Below are 19174 nucleotides of genomic sequence, written 5' to 3' on the forward strand. Positions count from 1 at the left end.
TCTTAGAAATACAAGCAATTCGAACCGAATACTTTTACATTTTATCAAAAGGACGTGGAGAGATTGAATAGCAACTTCAGGAAAATGAATTTCGCCGCCTGCATACTCGCAGCCTCGCTGCTGGCAGGACCTGCCGCCTATGCGGCGGAAACATCATCGCTTATGCCGGCTGCAGGCACTTCTTCAATCGGAACGACCGGCTATCAGGGAATGCAGCCGAACGCTGCCGTCCTGCAGCAGACTTATGCGGCGCTGGCCGCAGCCGCGGAAACAAACGCTCCGCTGCGTATTGCCGCAGTGGGCGACTCCCTCACAGCGGGCTATGAGAATGGAATGACGGAAAGCACCGTTCCGTATGGCTATGCAGACCGCGTTTATGAGCAGGCTCTGTATCATGGAGCGGCGGAGCTCCAGAACTTCGGCGTGCTCGGCCTGAAATCCGACGGGCTCCGCCAATGGCTGGAGGCCGCGCAGAACGGAACAAGCGTGACCGCCGACGGCATTCAGCCCGGTCTTTCGAAGTACCGTCTCGCGCCTGAGACCATTGCCAAGTCCGCTGAGCTTCGCACGGTACTGGAGCAGGCCAATCTGATCGTCATGACGATTGGCGGCAATGACTTCCTGCCCTTATTCGATGAAATGAAGCAGCATGTGATGAGTCCAAGCGATATCCAGACCTGGATCGACACGATGCTGGCAAGCTATCAGACTTCCCTCGAAGCGTCGCTAACCGCCGCGCTCGCCATCAATCCCAAGGCTGAAATTGTATTTGCCGACCAGTATCTTCCTGTACCAAAGCCCTCCCCAATCAACAAGGCGGTAACCGAGGAGCAGTATGCCGTCCTGCAGGGCGCCGTGAAGCAGCTTCGCGAGCTTGACGAATCCGTAGCGTCACGTTTCCTCGAACAAGGCTATCGGGTGAAAACCGTGGACGTATCCGAGCCGTTCATAGGCAAAGAGCTGGCCTATACCAGTATTCTTCAAGGGGACATCCATCCCAAGCAGGCCGGTTACGAGCAAATGGCCATGGCGTTCGCCAAAGGCATCTGGGGCGAATACCGCAAGCCCGCTCCGCTTCCGGCGGGGGTGCCGCTGGATATCGTCATCAATGGCAGCGTGCTTGGCGGCAAAAACAAACCGATTCTCAAAAACGACACGACCTTCCTTCCGATGCGCGACATCGCGGATGCCTTAAACGCTCAGCTGACGTGGGACGGCAAAACCAAAACAGCCACAATCAGCGCAAACAATAAGGTCGTCTCCTTCACGATTGGAGCCAAAACGATGAAGGTCGACGGAACGGCGGTTCCCTTGGAGACGCCGGCTTATCTGCAGCAGGCAAACGGAGGTTCGTTCACCTACCTGCCGCTGGCGGCCCTTTCCAGAGGGCTCGGCTACCAGGTCGTTTACCGCAAGTCCCTTCAAACCGCATTCATTAATTCTTAAGCTTCTTGGTTCTTTTCCTATTGACTGAGAAGAACCAACTGTTAAATGAAAAAAGCCGTATTCCCCGCAGATATTAATGAGGGAATACGGCTTTATTTTTGGCTGCACACCGGTTAACTGCTTAGATAACTGCCGGCTTATACACTCAGCATTCTGCTTTCCGGCACATCCGCTCTGCGGCGGTTTTTGCGGAATAGAAACAGGAAGAAAGCCAGAGTCAATCCCGCGAAGACAATACCGAACAAGGCGATATGGAGGGATTGGTTCCCTGTTTGGCCAAGCGATTCTCCCGTAATGATGGACCTGAAGGCCGAGATCGAATACGTCATCGGCAGCCAGTCGCCGATGCTCCTCAGCCAGGCCGGAACCAGTTCGCGCGGATAGGTGCCGGCACTGCCGGTCAGCTGCAGGATAAGCAGAATGACCGCGACGAATCGTCCGGGCTGATCCATTGTCGTAACGAGGAACTGGATAATCATCATAAAGGTAATGCTTGTCAGCACCGAGAGGCCGACGAAGGGCCACAGATGATTCACATGCACGCCGATCCCGTAGACAAGGATGGCATCGGCAATCAGCGCCTGAATCATACCGACGCTCAGGAACAAGAGCGCCTTGCTGGCGAACCAGCTCCAGCCGGAGCGGGGAAGCTCGCCGGTCTCCCGCATGGGCATGACCATCGATGACAGCAATGCTCCTACAAACAGGCCAAGCGAAAGGAAATAGGGCGTGAAGCCCGTGCCGTAGTTCGGCACCTCGCTGAGCTTGCGCTCCTCGACATGGACCGGCTTCGCGAACATGTCATACAGGGCGTCGGTTCCCTGGACGCCGCTTGTTTGGGCTGCGGCTGCGCCGAGCTTGCCGGCCAGCTCTGCCGTGCCTCCGGCGAGCCGCTGCGCGCCGCTGGCAAGCGCGGCGGAGCCGCTCTGAAGCTTGCCGGTGCCAGCGGCAAGCTCGGCCGCTCCGCGGCCTACTGCGGCTGCGCCGTCCGCGACCTGCGCGGCGCCGCCGGCCGTTTCCCTGGCGCCCGCGGCCAGCCGGGCGCCGCTCTTCATCGCGTCTGCGAGCTTCGCGTGCAGCGCGTCCATGCCCTGCAGCAGGGCGCTCTGCCCCTGCTGCAGCTGCGCCGCCCCGGCAGCCAGCTTCGCGCTGCTGCCGGCAAGCCCGCCCGCGCCCGCCGCCAGCTTGCGGGCGGCGGCGAGCAGCTCCTGCAGCGCGGGGTCCTGCGCTGCATCGCCTCTGGCGGCGGCGTACGCTTCAAGCGCCGCCGACAGCTTCGCCGAGCTGTCCGCGAGCTGCCCGCTGCCCGTCTTCGCCGCCACAAGCCCGCCAGCAAGCTGCTTGCCCGCCTGCAGGGCATCTCCGGCACCCCCGCTGAGCTGTCCGGCGGCAGCCTCAAGCTTGCCGAGCCCGTCTGACAAGGCCGCCGCGCCGGAGCTCAGAGCAGCCGTGCCTTCCGCTACGCTGCCCGCTCCCTTGCCAAGCTTATCGGCGCCGCTTTTCAGTTCCAGCGTTCCGCTGGCCAGCTTGCCCGCGTTCTCGAGCAGCAGCGAAGCGCCGTTCGCCGCGTCCGCAGCCCCGTCCCTCAGCTTGGCGGCTCCCGCGCTGGCATCCGCAATGCCGTTGGCAGCATCGCCGATTTGATGGAACCCCGCTTGGGCATAGGCTTTGGTAACCTCCTGCGACAGCTCCGCCTGAAGCTGATCCATCGCCGTATGGCCGATTTTCGCAGCCAGATAATTATCGCTGTCATTGGAGATATAATTCAGCGAAGCGGGCTGCGGATTCTCGTCCAGCAGCGTGGTTGCCTGCTTGGAGAAGACGGACGGGATTTCAATGGCATAGTAATAATCCCCGGACTCAAGGCCCTTCTCCGCAGCTTCCCGATCGACAAAGGCCCAGCGGAATTGCTTGTTTTCCTTCAGGCTCGCGACCAGATCCGAGCCTACCGTCAGCGTTTCACCCTCAAATGACGCTCCCTGGTCCTCATTAACGACAGCTACCGGCAGCTCGCCAAGCTTCCCGTAAGGATCCAAGAAGGCGCCGACCAGCATGCCGCTGTACATAATCGGAATGAACAGAACACCGATGATCGGGATCAACAGCTTGGGACTGCGGACAATACGTGCAAGCTCTCTGCCAAACAAGGTAAAACCCATCATAACCGCCTCCGAATGAATAATGAACATATGACCGATTTGGTTATTTGGTCACTTTGATTCAAAAAAATAAGCAGCGTGTGCCGCTTCTCAAACCGTCAACAACAGCTTCGTTATATTAGTGCAGCCTTCAAGCCCCCACTCCGCTTTTGAGCAGGGAAGCAAAATACCCGGCGATTTCCTCGCGCGCAAGAGGTTCATGCTCTTTGCTCCAGTCTACGGCAAGCGATATGTACAGTCTGAGCATGATGAAAGCCGTCAGCTCCGGATCGACGCTGCGCACCTCGCCTTTCTCGACTGCCAGTGCAACTTCATTTTGTATACATGTGACGATAGCCCGCTCCAGCTTGGCAATCCCCTCCTTGGCCATGGGAGTGCCCAAATCGCGGACTTCCTGGGACAGCTTGACGATCAGCTCATGCTTCTCGCGAAAGCGGAGCAGTTCATACAACACAATCGTCAGATTTTCGAAGAAGGGCGTTTCGCGATTAATCGTGCGATCGGCAAGCGAGCGCAGCTCGCCGGTCAGCTGTCCGATTATTTCATCGAACAATTCTTCCTTGGTGGCGAAGAAGGTGTAGATGGTGCCCTTGCCGACTGCTGCGATTTTGGCCACAAGCTCCATTGTCGTTGCTTTATAGCCGAACATGGCGAACGATTGGGCAGCCGCTTCGACAACCTGCAGCCGGCGGTCAACCGGAAGCTTTCTGATATCCATTTGCCGAAGCCTCCTTCTCGCGGATTTGCCACTTAAAATCTGTTATTGACCAAAATCCCAAATCGGTCATCTGGTCGATAAGCAAATAATACCACCTTTTGCCGCACCAGGCAACCCTTATTGTTCAAATCCCTTTAACCCATTCGCTGCACGGCCTCCGCCCTCCGGACTACTGCCGCTGTCCCAGCTCATTCAGTTCTTCCATTGTAAAAAGCGCATGCAGCCGCAGGTTTATTTCCTCCAGCCTTTTGCGTCCTTGCGGACTCCTCAGGATGACGCAGATGACGTTATCCACGATAGCTCCCGCTTCACGCAGCGCATTGACACTCATGACAACCTGCCCTCCCGAGGTTATAACATCCTCGACGACACATACCTTTTTGCCCGCCACATCGATTCCTTCGGCAATTTTGCAGGTTCCATGATCCTTCGCTTTCTTCCTGACAAATGCGGAAGGGATGCCCGTCTCCAGCGAAAGTGCCGTTGTCAGCGGAATCGCTCCCATCTCGATGCCAGCCAGAGCCTGGGTTCCAATCGGAATATAGGCTGACATTTCCGAGGCGATGACCCCCAGCAGTCTGGGGTCGGATTCGAACAAGTATTTATCAAAATATTCATTGGAAATTTGACCTGAACGCAGTACAAATTCTCCGGTTAAATGGGATACCGCATAAATCTCCTTGGCCAGCCATTCCTTCCCCATCTTGAGCGCGCCTCCTTAAATTTTATATTCCCGCTGCAGCTGCGCAAGCTGCTCCAGGCCGCGCTCAGCCCACCGCTTCAACCGGTCGAGCGCTGCCAGCTCATTCTCCAGGGCTTCTTTGAGCGAATCCGGATAAGACGGGACCTCACCCTTGTAGGGCACGAGATCGCCATAGGGAATATTGGCCTTCTCCGTATAGCTGAGCGCTCTGCGCTCATGAAACATCGGCACGTCCGGATTTTGCGGATTATGGAGATCGCCCTGCTCCGGATGCTTGAGCACAGCCAGTACTTTTACCAGTGCGCGCGGACTGCCGCCCGCAGCTTCCATCACTTCACCAATATACTCTCCTGTCTTGTAGCGGACCGCTACCAAAGAACCGATTTCCGGAATAAATTTATGTTGCTGCTGCATCTTTTTTATCCTCCTGCTCGTCTATAAATTCAAGCTGATTATTTAAGAATAAGGCGCCTGTCCTTCGTTTACCTAATTTTTAGGATAAATTACTGAGGATTCCTCCGCAAGTCTCAATTCCTAACTTGTTTTGAACGGACTTGCAAAGTAATATAGGGTAGAGGGGATTTTTTGAAAAATAAGAAAGTATTAATCTTCATCATACTTTGCTTATATTTCTCCGGAATGAAACGCACCCCGCCTCCAAAGGACGGCGATAGCCGTTTCACCTTGCGTGTTGTTATCGCCGATAGGAAAGACATCCTGGGGACATTTTTTCCTATGTGGTCAGAAAAGTAGGTGAGAAGTTGCGTAAAAAAAGAGTGCTGCTGCTCTCTGAAGGATTCGGTTCAGGTCATACTCAAGCCGCCTATGCGCTGGCTGTCGGGCTGCGTGCGCTCAATCCGGGTATTTCCACCCGCGTCATTGAGCTTGGCAAATTTTTAAATCCCGTGCTTGGTCCGTTAATTGTTTCCGCCTATCGCAAAACAGTCAGCAAACAGCCGAAGCTAGTCGGCATCGTATATCGAAGACAATACAAGAAATCTTTAAACAGGTTCACCCAGCTTGCGCTTCACCGGATATTTTATACGCATACCTCTCAAGTTATTTCCCAGCTGAAGCCGGATTTGATCGTATGCACCCACCCTGTTCCCAACGCGGTGGTCTCCCGCTTGAAGCGTCTTGGTCTCAATGTTCCATTATACACGCTTATTACCGATTATGACGCTCATGGCACGTGGACCAGCTCCGAGGTCAACAAGTATTTGGTCTCCACCGAGCTTGTGAAGAAGAAGCTTACCGACCGGGGCATCCCTGCAAGCAGAATTGAAGTGACGGGCATTCCGGTTCATCCGAACTTCTGGGAAACGCACGATAAAGCGGAGCTCCAGGCTCAATTCGATTTGAAGCCCATGCCCACTGTCCTTATTATGGGAGGCGGCTGGGGGATTATGTACAGCGACAATCTTCTGGAGTATATGACACGCTGGCGGGACCGCATTCAGATTATCTACTGTGTGGGGAATAACGACAAGGCCAGAGAAAAAATGCTGGCTGATCCGCATTTCCAGCATCCCAACATCAAGGTGCTGGGCTTTACCAAAGAGATCAGCAAGCTGATGGACGTATCCGATCTGCTGATTACCAAACCCGGCGGCATGACCTGTACCGAGGGTCTCAGCAAGAGCATTCCGATGCTGTTCTATGAGCCGATTCCCGGACAGGAAGAGGTCAACTGCGAATATTTTGTTGAGAGCGGCTTCGGCGAAATGCTTATAGACACAGAGACGATAGATAAATGGTTTGAAATGATTCAGGAGCCTTACAGCGCTGTCCAGCATCGGCGTGATCTGATGACCAAACGCAATCAGCATTATAACCCGATGCAATGCTCCCGTGCCGTCCTGCAGCTGATGCAGTGACGGCTTCTTTTTTCAGAGCGTTTTTATCTTGAGTCCCGTCCTGAAGGATTAGTGTAGAGTTTGCGCCGCTTTTGCATATCCTGCCTCTTTTGAGGGTAAATAAACGAAAGTACATGTGTTCATTCACAATCAGGGAGGCTATTAAGAATGAGGAATGTGCCGCTGGATGGGAAAACCGTTATTTTACGGATTGAGCTGGATACGCAAAAGGTCTTTTTTGGCGCCGCTGCCACGGCGATTGAGCGGGCAGGCGGCGATATTATCGCCATTGACGTCATACAGACCGGACGCGACCGCACGGTGCGCGATCTGACCGTCAAGGTGAGTGAAGCGGCGACCAATGAACGAATTGCCAAGGCGCTCGAAGAACTGCCCGGCATCCGCCTGATCAATATTTCGGACCGGACCTTCCTGCTGCATCTTGGCGGCAAAATCTCCGTTCAGCCAAAAACGCCAATTCAAAACCGCGATGATCTGTCGCGCGTCTACACGCCCGAGGTTGCCCGCGTCTGCAATGCAATCTTCGAGGATCCCTCCAAAGCCTATACCCTGACGATCAAACGGAATACAGTCGCAGTTGTTTCCGATGGAACGGCCGTGCTCGGTCTTGGGGATATCGGTCCCTACGCGGCTATGCCTGTAATGGAAGGAAAAGCGATGCTGTTCAAGCAGTTCGCCGATGTAGACGCTTTTCCTATCTGCCTGGATACCCATGATACCGAAGGCATCATTGCCGCGGTCAAGGCCATTGCTCCCGGCTTCGGAGGCATCAATCTGGAGGATATTTCCTCGCCGCGCTGCTTTGAAATTGAACAGCGGCTGCGGGATGAGCTTGATATTCCCGTCTTTCATGATGACCAGCACGGGACTGCCGTCGTATTGTATGCCGGACTGCTGAATGCCCTGAAGCTGACCGGAAGGAATATTGCCGATGCGCGGATTGTCGTTTGCGGCATTGGCGCGGCAGGAACGGCATGCACGAAAATGCTGCTTGCCGGCGGAGCGCAGCATGTTGTCGGCGTCGACCGCGAAGGCATCATATGCCGCGACCATCATTATCCGAACGGCATGTGGCAGTGGTATGCCGAGCACACCAATGATGAGCGGATGAACGGCGGCCTGGCTGAAGCGCTCAAGGACGCCGATGTGTTCATCGGCTTATCTGCCGGAGGCATTCTGAAGCGGGAGCTGGTCATGAGCATGGCCCCGGATCCGATCGTATTCGCGATGGCCAACCCCGAGCCGGAAATCCGCCCGGAAACGGCAGAGGATATCGTCGCTGTCATCGCAACGGGACGATCCGATTATCCGAACCAGATCAATAATGTACTGTGCTTCCCCGGCATTTTCCGCGGTGCCCTGGACTGCCGAGCGAGCTGCATCAACGAGCCGATGAAGCTGGCTGCCGCCGAGGCGATCGCCTCGGTCATCAGTCCTGACGAGTTGAGTCCGCTGTATATCATACCAAGCGTATTCAACCAGCGCGTGGTAGAAGAAGTGCGAAGACGGGTCGTGCAAGCCGCCATCGACAGCGGTGTCGCCAGACGCACGCCGCGGGAGTAAATGACGTTTTATGCGTTTTATGCAGGCTGCTTATTCATACAGCAGCCTGCGCTGCCCGGTAATGGTCTCCTTCAGCCTTTCTGTTGCATAGGCTCCGGGCGAGAGCACAGCGGGTTTGATATAATAAGCCACCCGGAATGAGGAGCCGTCCTTAAGCAGTACGCGCAGATGATAGCTTCCTCCGCTTAAGCTTTTGGTTTCTTTATTCAGTTTCGTCCGGTCAACCAGCTCGAGCTTGATGTACTCCTCCTTGAACACCTTTGCTGCCTCCGCTGTAAAGGCCTTCATCGGGGAGCCGTCAATGCCGCTTTCGAAACGGACTCCCGCTATTTCCCCCTCGATATCATAAAGCTCGCCAACGGTCCTGGCAGAAGGATTCTCCGCGACTTCATACAACTGGTCTCCGGCAAGAAGACGATAGCCTGTCTTATAACCCTACACCGCTTATAGCGGAGTCCCTGCCTGCAGCAGGGTTGCATCGCCGTCCTTCATCTGATAGCCCAGACAGGCGTCGTCAGCCATCCTGTAGCCGATCTCTCCGACCTTCTTCCCGGGCTTCAGTCCGGAAGAGTCGCTATCCCGGTTCTCGATATACATACGGCCGTCGAATTTGATTGCCGCAAAATAATCTATGGTGGCATTTCCGCAATTTTTCGGAGCTTCCTTCATGTTTTGAGCCTTCGTATTTTTAACAGTCTCCGCTTGCACGGCTGCTGGCCTGGATAATGAAACAGTTGAACAGCCTGCCAGCGTAGTTGCTGCTGCTATCATAATCCACGCCCAAATCTTTATCTTATTTCCGTATATGGAAGTCACCCCCACTATGCATATCCTTCATGACGCTACACGGGGCAGCAAGGTTGCAACCAGGCACCCAAATAGAAATCCGGGGCGGTTCTCCCCGGATTTCGCTGATGATTATGGCTGATTTAATGCACCTGGTAACCTGCTGCCGTTGCTCATTCTTTTGCGCCGCTCCGCTATTAACACAATTCCCGCAGCGGCGAAAATAATCAGCAGGCTCACAAGAGGATAACCGTAGCGTCCAAAGGTTATAAAAGGCAGATGGATAAACCAATAATAGAGGAAGGGGAGCAGAACCGGGAGCATCTGCTTCATTCTCTTGAGGGCCAGAAGCAGTACAAGGCCGACGAAGCCCGCTAATACATAGAGCCAATGAAGCACATTAATCGCAGGTCTTGGAAGACCCGGCACCGGCCTTGAATAGAAAGGAGCCGAGAACAAATAATAGGTTTTGCCCGCCGTAAACCAGTAGGTATAAGCAATCGGCGTATGCTTGAAGCTATACGCGATGATACGCTGTGCCGCGATCTTCTGCGCCGTATCGTTGGGCCCAAACAGCTTATTGTCCTTGTATTCGGGATACTGCTCGAAGAAGCCCTTGGGCGGCATGCCCCGTTTGACCAGTGCGCCGAGCAGCATGGGGTTTCCGGTTGATTTGGTGAACGGAATAAATTCATGAAACTGCACATAGTTGCGGATCCACCAGGGCGAGAGCAGCGCCATGCTGCAAACGCCGACGATAGCCGTATATTTGACAATATCCTTCCAGCTGTAACGGTGGACAAGCCAAAGTATAAGCAGGCATATGGGAAACAAGGCGCTTTGCGGCTTTACATAACAGGCTAAACCCAGCATGATGCCAACCCATACATAAGCGGCGGCCGTTTTTCTGCGAATGGCAAATATTGTGCTGCAAAGCAGCAACAAAAGCAGCACTTTAAACGTCGATTCAGTTAGAATCGCTCCCGAAGCGAACAGATCCGGAATATAGCAGGCAGCCAATATAATAGCCGCAAGGCCGACACGGCTGTTGAACACCGATCTGGCCAGAATGAAAAGCAGATAGATAGAGAACGATTGCATCAGACATTGCAGCAGCCGAAAAGCCATAACTCCAGCATCCCGGTCCAATATGGCGATAAACCCGCTTAGCATGACCGGTATGGTGGGCATAATGAAATTAGTAGGCAGGTCGCCGCTGTTATAGACAAGCGTATGGTCCTGCAGCAGAACCTGTGCGGCATAAACATATTTGACATCGTCATTATCGCGCTTCTCATAAGATCCCAGGAGGAAATGATCGCCAAGCACAAGCACGGACGTCGCATGCACAAGCAGGACAAGCGCCATCACGGTATAAACCCATCTTCTTATCACAGGCGTCTCAGATTTCAAAGAAAACAATCCTACATCTCCTTCTTTTACAAATATTTGGTATCGCTTGTCCAACGTTTTCCATTATACTATACAGGCCCTGTATAAAAGCAAATGATTTGAAATGAGAAGGATGGATCGGAAATGGAGCACAAACGAGCCAGTGATATACTAGTGATCATTCCCGCCTATAATGAGGAAGCGACGCTCGCACGGACCGTGCATGAGCTCAAACGCCATACCATTTATGATTTTGTCGTCATTGACGACGGCTCCAGGGACCGAACGGCGGAAATCATCCGCAAAGAGGGATTCCCCTCCTTACGCCATGCGGTTAATCTCGGAATTGGCGGCTCCATGCAGAGCGGTTACCGGTACGCCGACAGCAATGGCTATCTCTACGCCATTCAGCTGGATGCGGACGGACAGCACCGCCCCGAAGATATCGCCAAGCTCGTGGAGCATATTCAGTCCAGCGGCTGCGATATGGTCATCGGTTCCCGTTTTGTCCGTCACAGCGGCTACAAAGGCAGTCTTCTGCGGCGATTCGGGATCTTCTATTTTCACTTTCTGGTGAGAGTGCTCACCGGCGTTTCCATCTATGACCCTACTTCCGGCTTCCGCATTGTGAACCGCTCGACCATCGAGCAGTTTTCACGAGCCTATCCAACGGATTATCCGGAGGTCGAGGTGCTTGTCAGTCTGTGCAAGCAGGGCCGTAAAATAACAGAAATCAGCGTCGAGATGAGAAACCGCCAAGGCGGGGTCTCTTCGATTAACCTGTCCAAATCGGTTTACTATATGATGAAGGTCACCATGATCTCACTCATCCGCAAAAGCTTCTCCTAGAAGCCTTGTAAAGCCTGTGCTTCTTAGTAAAGCCTGCAGCGATTCCTGAAAAGCATGCGCCCTGGAAAGGATCATTTATCATGAATCAAATCGTTTCTCTCATTATTACGCTGCTGTTTCTTGTTATCATTGTTTGTCTGACGGTGACGCACCGGCTGAGGGACCGCTATGCGTTTCTGTGGCTTATAACAGCCATCGCCGGCGTCGTCGCGGCGCTGTGCATCCCGCTGCTCAACCGGTTCGCCTTGTGGATCGGCATCTATTACATGCCGACTTTTGTCTTTATGATGACGATCCTGTTCATCCTCGGACTGCTGGTTAGACAGACAATGAGCTTGTCCAATCAGTCGGACCGCATGAAGACCTTGACGCAGGAGCTTGCCGTGATGGAGAAGAAAATGCTGGAGCTGCAGCAGGCAGTCGAAGGACGTGAAAAGCATTGAATCTGGTTCAATTTGTACTCATTCTGGTCAACACGCTCATGCTCGTAACCGGTCAATTTATATGGAAGTATGGCCTCATGCAGAAATCCAGGCCGTTCGAAAGCTTCCGCACCATTCTGGAATTAGTGTTCTCCCCTTATATTCTGGGCGGATTGTTCATCTACGGCTGCGCTACGATACTTTGGCTGTATATCGTCTCCAAGGTGGATCTAAGTCTTGCGTACCCTATCCAAAGCCTGGCCTATGTCATATCGATCATAGGCGCTTACTACATATTTGACGAATCGCTCTCCGCTTTGAAAATCGCCGGCTGCCTGCTCATTCTCGCCGGTGTCGCCTGCATCGGTCTCTCTGCCAAATATGCATAGACGGATACAAAAAAAAGCCTTCCGCATGAGGATCACTCCTCAGTGGAAGGCTTGGCTTGTTCTAGCGCAGAATATCCTCAATCTGTGAAAGCTCTTCTTTGGAGAAGTCCAGATTGCTGAGCGCGGCTACATTATCCTCGATCTGACTGACCCTGCTTGCCCCGATCAGCGCCGATGTTACGCGTCCGCCGCGCAGCACCCAGGCCAGCGCAAGCTGTGCCAGAGACTGGCCGCGTTCGGCTGCAATTGCATTAAGCTTCTGCAGTCTGGCCACACGCTCAGGCGTTACCGCGCTTTCCTGCAGAGCGCCGGTCCGGCTGGCAGCACGCGAATCTTCAGGAATACCGCCGAGATATTTGTTCGTGAGCAGCCCCTGGGCGAGCGGGCAGAAGGCGATGCTGCCTACGCCGTTCTCCTCCAGCACATCCTGCAGGCCATTCTCGATCCAGCGGTCAAACATATTGTAGCTGGGCTGATGAATAACAAGCGGTGTGCCAAGACGCTTCATGATGGCAATCGCCTCTGCGGATTGTTCCGCGCTATAGCTGCTGATACCGACATACAACGCTTTGCCCGAGCGGACGATATGGTCAAGCGCACCCATCGTTTCTTCAAGCGGCGTTTCCGGATCCGGACGGTGGGAGTAGAAAATATCGACGTAATCGACGCCCATCCGCTTCAGGCTTTGATCAAGTGAAGCGATTAAATATTTGCGTGAGCCCCACTCCCCGTAAGGGCCTGGCCACATATAGTATCCTGCTTTGGAAGAAATAATCAGTTCGTCCCGGTACGGCTTGAAATCGTTCGCCATAATACGCCCGAACATTTCTTCTGCCGAGCCCGCCGGAGGGCCGTAGTTATTGGCCAGGTCAAAATGCGTTATTCCCAGGTCAAATGCCCGGTGAAGCATGGCGCGGCCATTCTCAAATGTATCAACGCCGCCAAAATTATGCCAAAGACCAAGTGAAATGGCTGGAAGCTTAAGGCCTGTCCGTCCAACACGGTTATACGTCATGGACGAATACCGCTCTTTATTTGCCGAATATACCACGTTATCGCTCCTTCTTCATTCGATTTAATCGAAAGAATAACTTGCCTCCCCTATCTTACACTACTGCACTACCGTACTCAAGTCTCTTGAAACAGCCTGCGCCATGATAGATTACACATTTGATATAAATGCAAGAACAAACAGCAGTCACCGTACTTTGGCGGCACAGGAAGCTTCTTCCCTAAAAAAAGACTATCCCACGCTCACGCTGTGGAATAGTCCAAGCTTGCTGTATGCCGGAGTGAGGATGGCATTCTCCCCACAGTCCGTTCTACATCGTTCCCGTACGCTGCTTGGCTGAAACCAGCCTTTGGATGAATGGCTTCGCCGCCGCACCATCCTCCTTGCCGCCGCCGCTGTAGATCACAATAAGCAGCGATTGTGCTTCCAGGGACAATATGCCTTCTGACAGATAGAGCTCCAGATCGAACGGCAGCAGTTCGATAACAGCGTGCTTATGCAGCTCCTTCTCCCCGAGGCCCAGCGTAGCGAATGCCTCCGAGACGTCCTGCGGTTCTTTCGCCAGCTGCTGCATCCAGCCGTTCCAGGCGGATTTGTCCATCGTGAAATCCCACCACACCTTGCGCGGCTTATACTTGTGATTCAGATAATAATCCAGCTTCATGAGCCCAAGCGCAACCTCGGGCTGCCAGTGCTTGCCCGCTTCTGCCGTGCGGAGAATATGCACCTCGGACAGGAACGTCCACAGCCGGGAGAAAAGGTCCTCCAGCTGATGGCCGATTTTCTGCCAGCCGCGTCCCTCCCAATAATCGCCGAACTGCTGGAAGAAATCGAAGGCCGAATCAAATGCCTGCCTGATTAGATAGTACAGCGCATGGTCCATCCGGTGCGCATTCCAATATTTCTCCAGCACATCCTCCACCCGCTTGATCCGCACGATATCCGAGAACGGCATAATATCGTTGCCAAGAATCTCGTAAGGCGCCCGGTCCATATAGATGTATCCGTGCTTGTCCGCATCGCGGCGCATGCCGGTGCCCCGCAGCATCTTGAGGAAGCCAAGCTGCAGCTCCTCCGGCCCCAGCGCGAAGACATCGTTGAAGGTTTTGCGGAACGTATCGTAATTCTCCAGCGGCAGACCGGCGATCAAATCAAGATGCTGATCGATCTTACCGCTCTCCTTCACCTTGGTAACGGTGCGGCTCAGCTTCGCAAAATTCTGCCTGCGCTGCACCTCCGCGTTCGTTGGATCATTGGTTGACTGCACACCGATCTCGAAGCGGAAAATCCCCGGCGGCGCATGCTCGGCTAAATAATCAAGCACCTCGGGACGCATGATATCCGCAGTGATTTCAAACTGGAACACGCAGCCTCCATGATTTTCAATGAGGAAATGAAAAATCTCCAGCGCATAGTCGCGTTTGATATTAAAGGTGCGGTCCACAAACTTGATCAGCTTCGCGCCGGACTGGATCAAATAAAGCAGATCCGCTTTGGTCCGTTCCATATCAAAATAGCGGACCCCTACCTCAATGCTCGACAAGCAGAACTGGCAGCTGAACGGGCAGCCGCGGCTGGTCTCGAAATAAGTGACACGGCTTTGCAGACCGGCGATATCCTCCGGAAAACGGTACGGTGACGGAAGCTTGGCCAATTCCAGCTTCGGACGCGGCGGATTGACGATGATTTCTATCGTACCGTCCTTGCGCTCTTTGCGGTAAGCGACGCCAAACACCATATGCAGCTTCTGCGTATCCCGCAGCTCCGTGAGCAGATGATGAAAGGTTTCTTCGCCTTCGCCAACCACAATATAATCGACCTGCGTCAGACGCTCCATCCAGAAGGCCGTGTCATAGCTGACCTCGGGGCCGCCCAGTACTATACGCAGCTCAGGCATGATTTTGCGCAGCATATCGATGACCGTAATCGTCTCTTCGATATTCCAGATATAGCAGGAGAAGCCGATTACACTCGGTTTCTTCGCGTAGATGTCGGCGACAATGTTCATCACCGGATCTTTGATCGTATATTCCGCAATTTCGATGTCGAACTCATGCTCGCTGAAGGCTTTCAGGCAGCGCAGCGCGAGTGAGGTATGAATAAATTTGGCATTCAAGGTTGCCAGTACGACTTTCATATTGTTTAATTCCCTCTTTATCGTTATGGCTTACAAGCAACTCTATTGTACCGAATATGGCACAAAAAAAGAAGGGCAGCCCCCGCTCCAGCAGCATAATGCCGCAAGAGAGAAAAACCGCCCCGCTTCTATTAACGTTCAAAGAGGTCAGGTGCGGACCTGAACGATCATCTTCTCTTTGCCTTGCAATTGAACAACGGGATAACGGACAAGCCATTTGCCATCTGCAGCCGCCGTCACTTCTGCCGCGTTCAAATTCCGGGGCTCGAAGCTGAACTCCTGCTCATAATAGACGGCAAGCTGAATGGTGTCGTCCGGCAGCAGCTTATGCAGCTTGGTGCCCGCATCGAGCGCCCAGAAGCGCAGATCATCATTAGCCATATTCCCGTACAGCATATAAAATGCAGGATCAATTACGGCCGAAACAACCAGCCAGCCCTTGTCATCGCGCTTGACCTCAATGCGCTGCAGCTTCGTTCCGCCCTGCGAGGTACTGATTTCCCCGAACTCCTTGTCGACCAGATCGCGGATATCATCGTCAGTTGCACCCACAAGGGTATCCGGCAACGTTGAGGGCAGGAAATCAATCTTCTCGTTGGCTTTGTTGTCTTCAATATTATAGAGAAGGATACTGACATTGAGCACGGATACCGCAAAATTCAAATCCGCTTGCGTGGACTCGATTCCCGATGACGTGATCCCTATAAGCTCGCCGTAATCGTCGAACAGCCCGCCGCCCGAGCTGCCGTGATCAATCGGGGCGCTGATCTGATAGGTCTGAACGCCATCCGCCTGCTGCAAATTGCTGATAATGCCATCGGAGACTGTGTTCTGGAGTCCCAGCGGACTGCCTATGGCAATGACATGCGCGCCTTTGCCCACGCCGTATCCGATCGTGGCAGGCTCTACTCCCAGGGGCTTTGTCGTCTGAATGACCGCCAAATCCGATTTCTCATCATAGCCGACAATGCCTTCCACCTCGAAGGTATCGCCGCTGCGCAGCAGAACAGTTGCCTTCCCGGCTTCCTGCATCACATGAAGGTTGGTAACAATCCGGTTCGGTCCAATAATTACCCCGCTGCCCTGCGCCGAATCCGTCGTAATCATGACGACCTTATCGTCGTTCATCTCCACAACTTCTTCGGTCGAAAACGTATCATACTCCCCATAGCCGGAATCAGGATCATCGGCTTCCGCCTCATCCTCATAGGCTTGCGCTTGCAGCGCCTCAAAGGAAGTGATGCGGATCACGCGGGCGGCTGAATCGAGCTTAACCTCGGCGCCAAGCGCTTCCGCTACAAAACGAAGCGGCACCATTGTCGCTCCTTTAATCATCTGCGGCGGTACTGCCAGGGTCACGTTCTTCCCGTTCTTGACGGCCTTGCTTGACCCAAGCTGCAGCGTAATGGTCGTACGGTCCTTGACAACAATAATAGTCTTGGTCGCGGGCTCCCAGGTTACGCTGGCCTTCAATGCATTGAAAATAGTGCGCATCGGCACGATGGTCGTTCCTTTAATCGTAACGGGCGATGGTGTTAAAGCCAGCTTCGTTCCATCCACAAATACCGGTATAACATCAGCTTGTGCAGCGGTCTTTGAGGCCGCAGCAGCAGCGCTGTGATCCGCCAAACCCGGGAGCGGTACGAATACCAATCCGGCCGCAAGGACAGATAACAATACACTTCGTTTCCAGACAAGCTTCAATTTCACTTTTGAATTTCCTCCAGTTATCTGCCAATTTCCCACGTGGCTATCGTATCACCCCGTCCTCTCTTTTGTCTATGAAATTGAAATGAAAGATTTATAGATTTCAAGCCATCAGCCAGCTATTAAATTTCATGCTCCTGCTGCTTGAATTCCGTTGGGGTCAGCCCTGTTTCATCCTTGAAATTCCGCGAAAAATAATGGATGCTGGCATACCCCAGACGCTCTGCAATCCGTTCCATCTTCTCTCCCTGGAGCAGATGGTATTTGGCCTTGCGGATCCGCTCGGAAATCAGGTACTGCTTGGGCGTCACGCCTGTGCATTTCTTGAACAGCGAAGAGAAATAAATCGCATGATAGCCGCATAAGCCGGCCAGCTCCGTTACGGACCAGTTCGCCTCGGGATGCTGGCCGATCGCGGCAAGCGCCGGTTCGATTTTGATCCGCTCCGCCGATGGAGGCTGACGGTTCAGCAGATGCCGGACTAGAGCCGTAACCAGCTCTGTCATTAAGGCGCGCAAATAAACCGCATACCCGGGCTGTTCATTGCTGTATTCCTGTACGATGCGCAGCAGGTACGGCTCCAGGGCCGGCATCGTAATGAAGGCTGGCAGGCCGAGTCTGTCATGGCCTGGAACTTCAATCGTAAAGCCGCTGTCTGCAGAGTGGAGCATCTCCTCTTCCGAGCAGTTCTGCAGGGCATAAGCCGGGTGGACCGGCTCGGGTGAGTCATGCCGCAAGTGAAAATGGAGGCTAATATATTCAGTCCTGTTCAAGGTCCTCAGCCGGTGAGGATGCAAAGAACCATAGATGACGCAATCTCCGCCTGCAAGCAAATACCGCTGCCCCCCGATCAGGGCCTCCGCTTCTCCCGACAAGATATAGAACAGCTGAAAGTCGGGATTTTTGCGTGGGCCCCAAACCGTATTCGCATGCGCCTCCGCGCGGGCGGCAAAGTTCACGGTTGGCGCAAGCTCATGAATCGATCCCAGATCAGTTGATTTCAAAAACGCCCCTCCCTCCCCTTCGCGAGCCATTATGATTCGTATTGGAAAAGTGCAAATCCCTCTTCAGTATTTGTAAAGACAGCGTTACCATTCTCCACTATGCTTAGCTTATCAACGAAATACAGCCAACACATCCGGGAGGAATATACTATGTTAAGTCAAGCACAAATTGAGGAATTTGAAAACAACGGTTTTTTGAAAGGCGGCATTGTCTTGAGCGATGCCGAGGTTGAGGCGCTTCGCGATGAGCTGGATCTGGTCATGAACGGGCAATCCGTGAAAAAACCGGTGCTCTCGCACAATATGCTGGCGAAGGGTTATGACGATATGAAAATGACGGTCAGCGAGTCCGTCGTGCAGATCGTCAACATCTGGATGGCCAGCGATGTTTATTTCCAGCATACGGCTAACAAGACGATCTGCGAGGAAATCGCCCAGCTGACGCGGACCGATGAAGTCCGTATCTGGCATGATCAAATTCAATATAAACCTCCTGTTACCGGCGGACCGACCAAATGGCATCAGGATCACCCGCTGTGGCCGATCATTACCCCTTCCGATCTCGTCAGCGCCTGGGTTGCCCTGGATGATGCCACAATCGAGAACGGCTGTATGTGGATGGTGCCGGGCAGCCACAAATGGGGGAATCATCAGCAGTATCTGGAAAGCAATGCGGAATTTAAACCGGTCCACAAGCAGCCTGAGCTGCTTCCGGAGGGAGCGGATACTGCGCCGGTGCCGTTTGAAATTAAAAAGGGCCAGGTCGGCTACCACCACTGCCTGACCTGGCATGGCAGCCCGAACAACCGCTCGCAACACAAGCGCCGCGCAATCGCCGTTCACTATATGCCTGGCCACACACGTTATGCGCCAACGGCCGGGCACCCCATGCTGCCTTTTGTCTCGGTTGAACCGGGCGAGCTGCTGACCGGAGATCATTTCCCGCTCGTCTATCAACGATAAGAATAAAAGCCAACCAAAGTCCTGTTTGACGGCTAAAAAAAACCAGT

The 19174-nt window shown here is 53.6% G+C and carries 18 protein-coding genes; 7 read left to right on the forward strand and 11 right to left on the reverse strand.

The window, feature by feature from the left end; genetic code table 11:
• Window positions 1-63: 63 nt before the first annotated feature.
• Window positions 64-1446, forward strand: a complete 1383-nt coding sequence (locus tag ACFOLF_RS10740) for a stalk domain-containing protein (RefSeq protein ID WP_210038244.1) — start codon at window positions 64-66, stop codon at window positions 1444-1446.
• Window positions 1447-1583: 137 nt separating this feature from the next.
• Here the strand turns inward: ACFOLF_RS10740 and ACFOLF_RS10745 are convergent, their stop codons facing one another.
• From ACFOLF_RS10745 to kapB, 4 genes are all read right to left on the reverse strand, one after another.
• Window positions 1584-3608, reverse strand: a complete 2025-nt coding sequence (locus ACFOLF_RS10745; RefSeq protein ID WP_210038243.1) for a YhgE/Pip domain-containing protein — start codon at window positions 3606-3608, stop codon at window positions 1584-1586.
• Window positions 3609-3735: 127 nt separating this feature from the next.
• Entirely contained in the window at window positions 3736-4323 is a 588-nt protein-coding gene (locus tag ACFOLF_RS10750) for a TetR/AcrR family transcriptional regulator (RefSeq protein ID WP_210038242.1), read from the reverse strand.
• Window positions 4324-4492: 169 nt separating this feature from the next.
• A complete protein-coding gene (gene pyrE, locus ACFOLF_RS10755; RefSeq protein WP_210038241.1) occupies window positions 4493-5026 on the reverse strand; it encodes an orotate phosphoribosyltransferase in 534 nt (177 codons plus the stop codon).
• 15 nt (window positions 5027-5041) lie between these two features.
• The gene (gene kapB, locus ACFOLF_RS10760; RefSeq protein WP_210038240.1) at window positions 5042-5440 is read right to left on the reverse strand and encodes a sporulation phosphorelay system protein KapB; all 399 of its coding nucleotides are present in this window, start codon (window positions 5438-5440) and stop codon (window positions 5042-5044) included.
• Between the two features lie 347 nt (window positions 5441-5787).
• On the opposite strand from kapB, the gene ACFOLF_RS10765 reads away from it, so the two are divergent.
• Together ACFOLF_RS10765 and ACFOLF_RS10770 are read left to right on the forward strand one after the other, a co-directional pair.
• The gene (locus ACFOLF_RS10765; protein ID WP_210038239.1) at window positions 5788-6903 is read left to right on the forward strand and encodes an MGDG synthase family glycosyltransferase; all 1116 of its coding nucleotides are present in this window, start codon (window positions 5788-5790) and stop codon (window positions 6901-6903) included.
• Window positions 6904-7050: 147 nt separating this feature from the next.
• Window positions 7051-8466 carry an NAD-dependent malic enzyme gene (locus tag ACFOLF_RS10770; RefSeq protein ID WP_379113930.1) on the forward strand — a complete coding sequence of 472 codons (1416 nt, stop codon included), beginning with the start codon at window positions 7051-7053 and terminating at the stop codon, window positions 8464-8466.
• A gap of 30 nt (window positions 8467-8496) precedes the next feature.
• Here the strand turns inward: ACFOLF_RS10770 and ACFOLF_RS10775 are convergent, their stop codons facing one another.
• From ACFOLF_RS10775 to ACFOLF_RS10785, 3 genes are all read right to left on the reverse strand, one after another.
• Window positions 8497-8862: a hypothetical protein gene (locus ACFOLF_RS10775; protein ID WP_210038238.1), complete on the reverse strand. Its 366-nt coding sequence runs from the start codon at window positions 8860-8862 to the stop codon at window positions 8497-8499.
• A 48-nt stretch (window positions 8863-8910) separates the two neighbouring features.
• Window positions 8911-9135: a hypothetical protein gene (locus ACFOLF_RS10780; RefSeq protein ID WP_210038237.1), complete on the reverse strand. Its 225-nt coding sequence runs from the start codon at window positions 9133-9135 to the stop codon at window positions 8911-8913.
• A 249-nt stretch (window positions 9136-9384) separates the two neighbouring features.
• Window positions 9385-10674 (reverse strand): glycosyltransferase family 39 protein, encoded by a 1290-nt coding sequence (locus ACFOLF_RS10785; protein WP_210038236.1) that lies wholly within the window; start codon window positions 10672-10674, stop codon window positions 9385-9387.
• Window positions 10675-10788: 114 nt separating this feature from the next.
• On the opposite strand from ACFOLF_RS10785, the gene ACFOLF_RS10790 reads away from it, so the two are divergent.
• The 3 genes from ACFOLF_RS10790 (at window position 10789) to ACFOLF_RS10800 (ending at window position 12304) form a co-directional block, all read left to right on the forward strand.
• A complete protein-coding gene (locus tag ACFOLF_RS10790; protein WP_210038235.1) occupies window positions 10789-11493 on the forward strand; it encodes a glycosyltransferase family 2 protein in 705 nt (234 codons plus the stop codon).
• A gap of 80 nt (window positions 11494-11573) precedes the next feature.
• Window positions 11574-11936, forward strand: coding sequence for a DUF2304 domain-containing protein (locus ACFOLF_RS10795; protein WP_210038234.1), 363 nt, complete (start codon window positions 11574-11576; stop codon window positions 11934-11936).
• On the forward strand, window positions 11933-12304 hold the full coding sequence (locus ACFOLF_RS10800) for an EamA family transporter (protein ID WP_210038233.1): 372 nt from the start codon (window positions 11933-11935) through the stop codon (window positions 12302-12304). Before ACFOLF_RS10795 ends, ACFOLF_RS10800 begins: the two co-directional genes overlap by 4 nt.
• Window positions 12305-12365: 61 nt before the next feature.
• On the opposite strand, the gene mgrA is transcribed toward ACFOLF_RS10800, so the two are convergent.
• The 4 genes from mgrA to ACFOLF_RS10820 all read right to left on the reverse strand — a co-directional run bounded on the left by mgrA (window position 12366) and on the right by ACFOLF_RS10820 (window position 18164).
• Window positions 12366-13355 carry an L-glyceraldehyde 3-phosphate reductase gene (gene mgrA / locus ACFOLF_RS10805; RefSeq protein WP_210038232.1) on the reverse strand — a complete coding sequence of 330 codons (990 nt, stop codon included), beginning with the start codon at window positions 13353-13355 and terminating at the stop codon, window positions 12366-12368.
• Between the two features lie 271 nt (window positions 13356-13626).
• Window positions 13627-15453 (reverse strand): B12-binding domain-containing radical SAM protein, encoded by a 1827-nt coding sequence (locus ACFOLF_RS10810; RefSeq protein WP_210038231.1) that lies wholly within the window; start codon window positions 15451-15453, stop codon window positions 13627-13629.
• A 147-nt stretch (window positions 15454-15600) separates the two neighbouring features.
• Window positions 15601-17163 (reverse strand): stalk domain-containing protein, encoded by a 1563-nt coding sequence (locus ACFOLF_RS10815; RefSeq protein WP_210038230.1) that lies wholly within the window; start codon window positions 17161-17163, stop codon window positions 15601-15603.
• 119 nt (window positions 17164-17282) lie between these two features.
• Window positions 17283-18164, reverse strand: a complete 882-nt coding sequence (locus tag ACFOLF_RS10820) for a helix-turn-helix transcriptional regulator (protein ID WP_210038229.1) — start codon at window positions 18162-18164, stop codon at window positions 17283-17285.
• Window positions 18165-18314: 150 nt separating this feature from the next.
• Here ACFOLF_RS10820 and ACFOLF_RS10825 point away from each other — a divergent pair, with 150 nt between their 5' ends.
• Complete coding sequence (locus ACFOLF_RS10825; protein ID WP_210038228.1) at window positions 18315-19127, forward strand: phytanoyl-CoA dioxygenase family protein; 813 nt, start codon at window positions 18315-18317, stop codon at window positions 19125-19127.
• The last annotated feature ends 47 nt before the right edge of the window (window positions 19128-19174 follow it).

It is taken from the genome of Paenibacillus sepulcri (assembly GCF_042647105.1).
Lineage (GTDB): Bacteria > Bacillota > Bacilli > Paenibacillales > Paenibacillaceae > Paenibacillus_Z > Paenibacillus_Z sepulcri.

What these genes read in the sequence shown, in the direction of transcription:
- ACFOLF_RS10750 (WP_210038242.1), bottom strand. Translation starts at nt 4,323, where the DNA reads ATGGATATCAGAAAGCTTCCGGTTGACCGCCGGCTGCAGGTTGTCGAA.
- ACFOLF_RS10780 (WP_210038237.1), bottom strand. Translation starts at nt 9,135, where the DNA reads ATGAAGGAAGCTCCGAAAAATTGCGGAAATGCCACCATAGATTATTTT.
- pyrE (WP_210038241.1), bottom strand. Translation starts at nt 5,026, where the DNA reads ATGGGGAAGGAATGGCTGGCCAAGGAGATTTATGCGGTATCCCATTTA.
- ACFOLF_RS10825 (WP_210038228.1), top strand. Translation starts at nt 18,315, where the DNA reads ATGTTAAGTCAAGCACAAATTGAGGAATTTGAAAACAACGGTTTTTTG.
- ACFOLF_RS10770 (WP_379113930.1), top strand. Translation starts at nt 7,051, where the DNA reads ATGAGGAATGTGCCGCTGGATGGGAAAACCGTTATTTTACGGATTGAG.
- ACFOLF_RS10810 (WP_210038231.1), bottom strand. Translation starts at nt 15,453, where the DNA reads ATGAAAGTCGTACTGGCAACCTTGAATGCCAAATTTATTCATACCTCA.
- ACFOLF_RS10745 (WP_210038243.1), bottom strand. Translation starts at nt 3,608, where the DNA reads ATGATGGGTTTTACCTTGTTTGGCAGAGAGCTTGCACGTATTGTCCGC.
- ACFOLF_RS10795 (WP_210038234.1), top strand. Translation starts at nt 11,574, where the DNA reads ATGAATCAAATCGTTTCTCTCATTATTACGCTGCTGTTTCTTGTTATC.
- ACFOLF_RS10790 (WP_210038235.1), top strand. Translation starts at nt 10,789, where the DNA reads ATGGAGCACAAACGAGCCAGTGATATACTAGTGATCATTCCCGCCTAT.
- kapB (WP_210038240.1), bottom strand. Translation starts at nt 5,440, where the DNA reads ATGCAGCAGCAACATAAATTTATTCCGGAAATCGGTTCTTTGGTAGCG.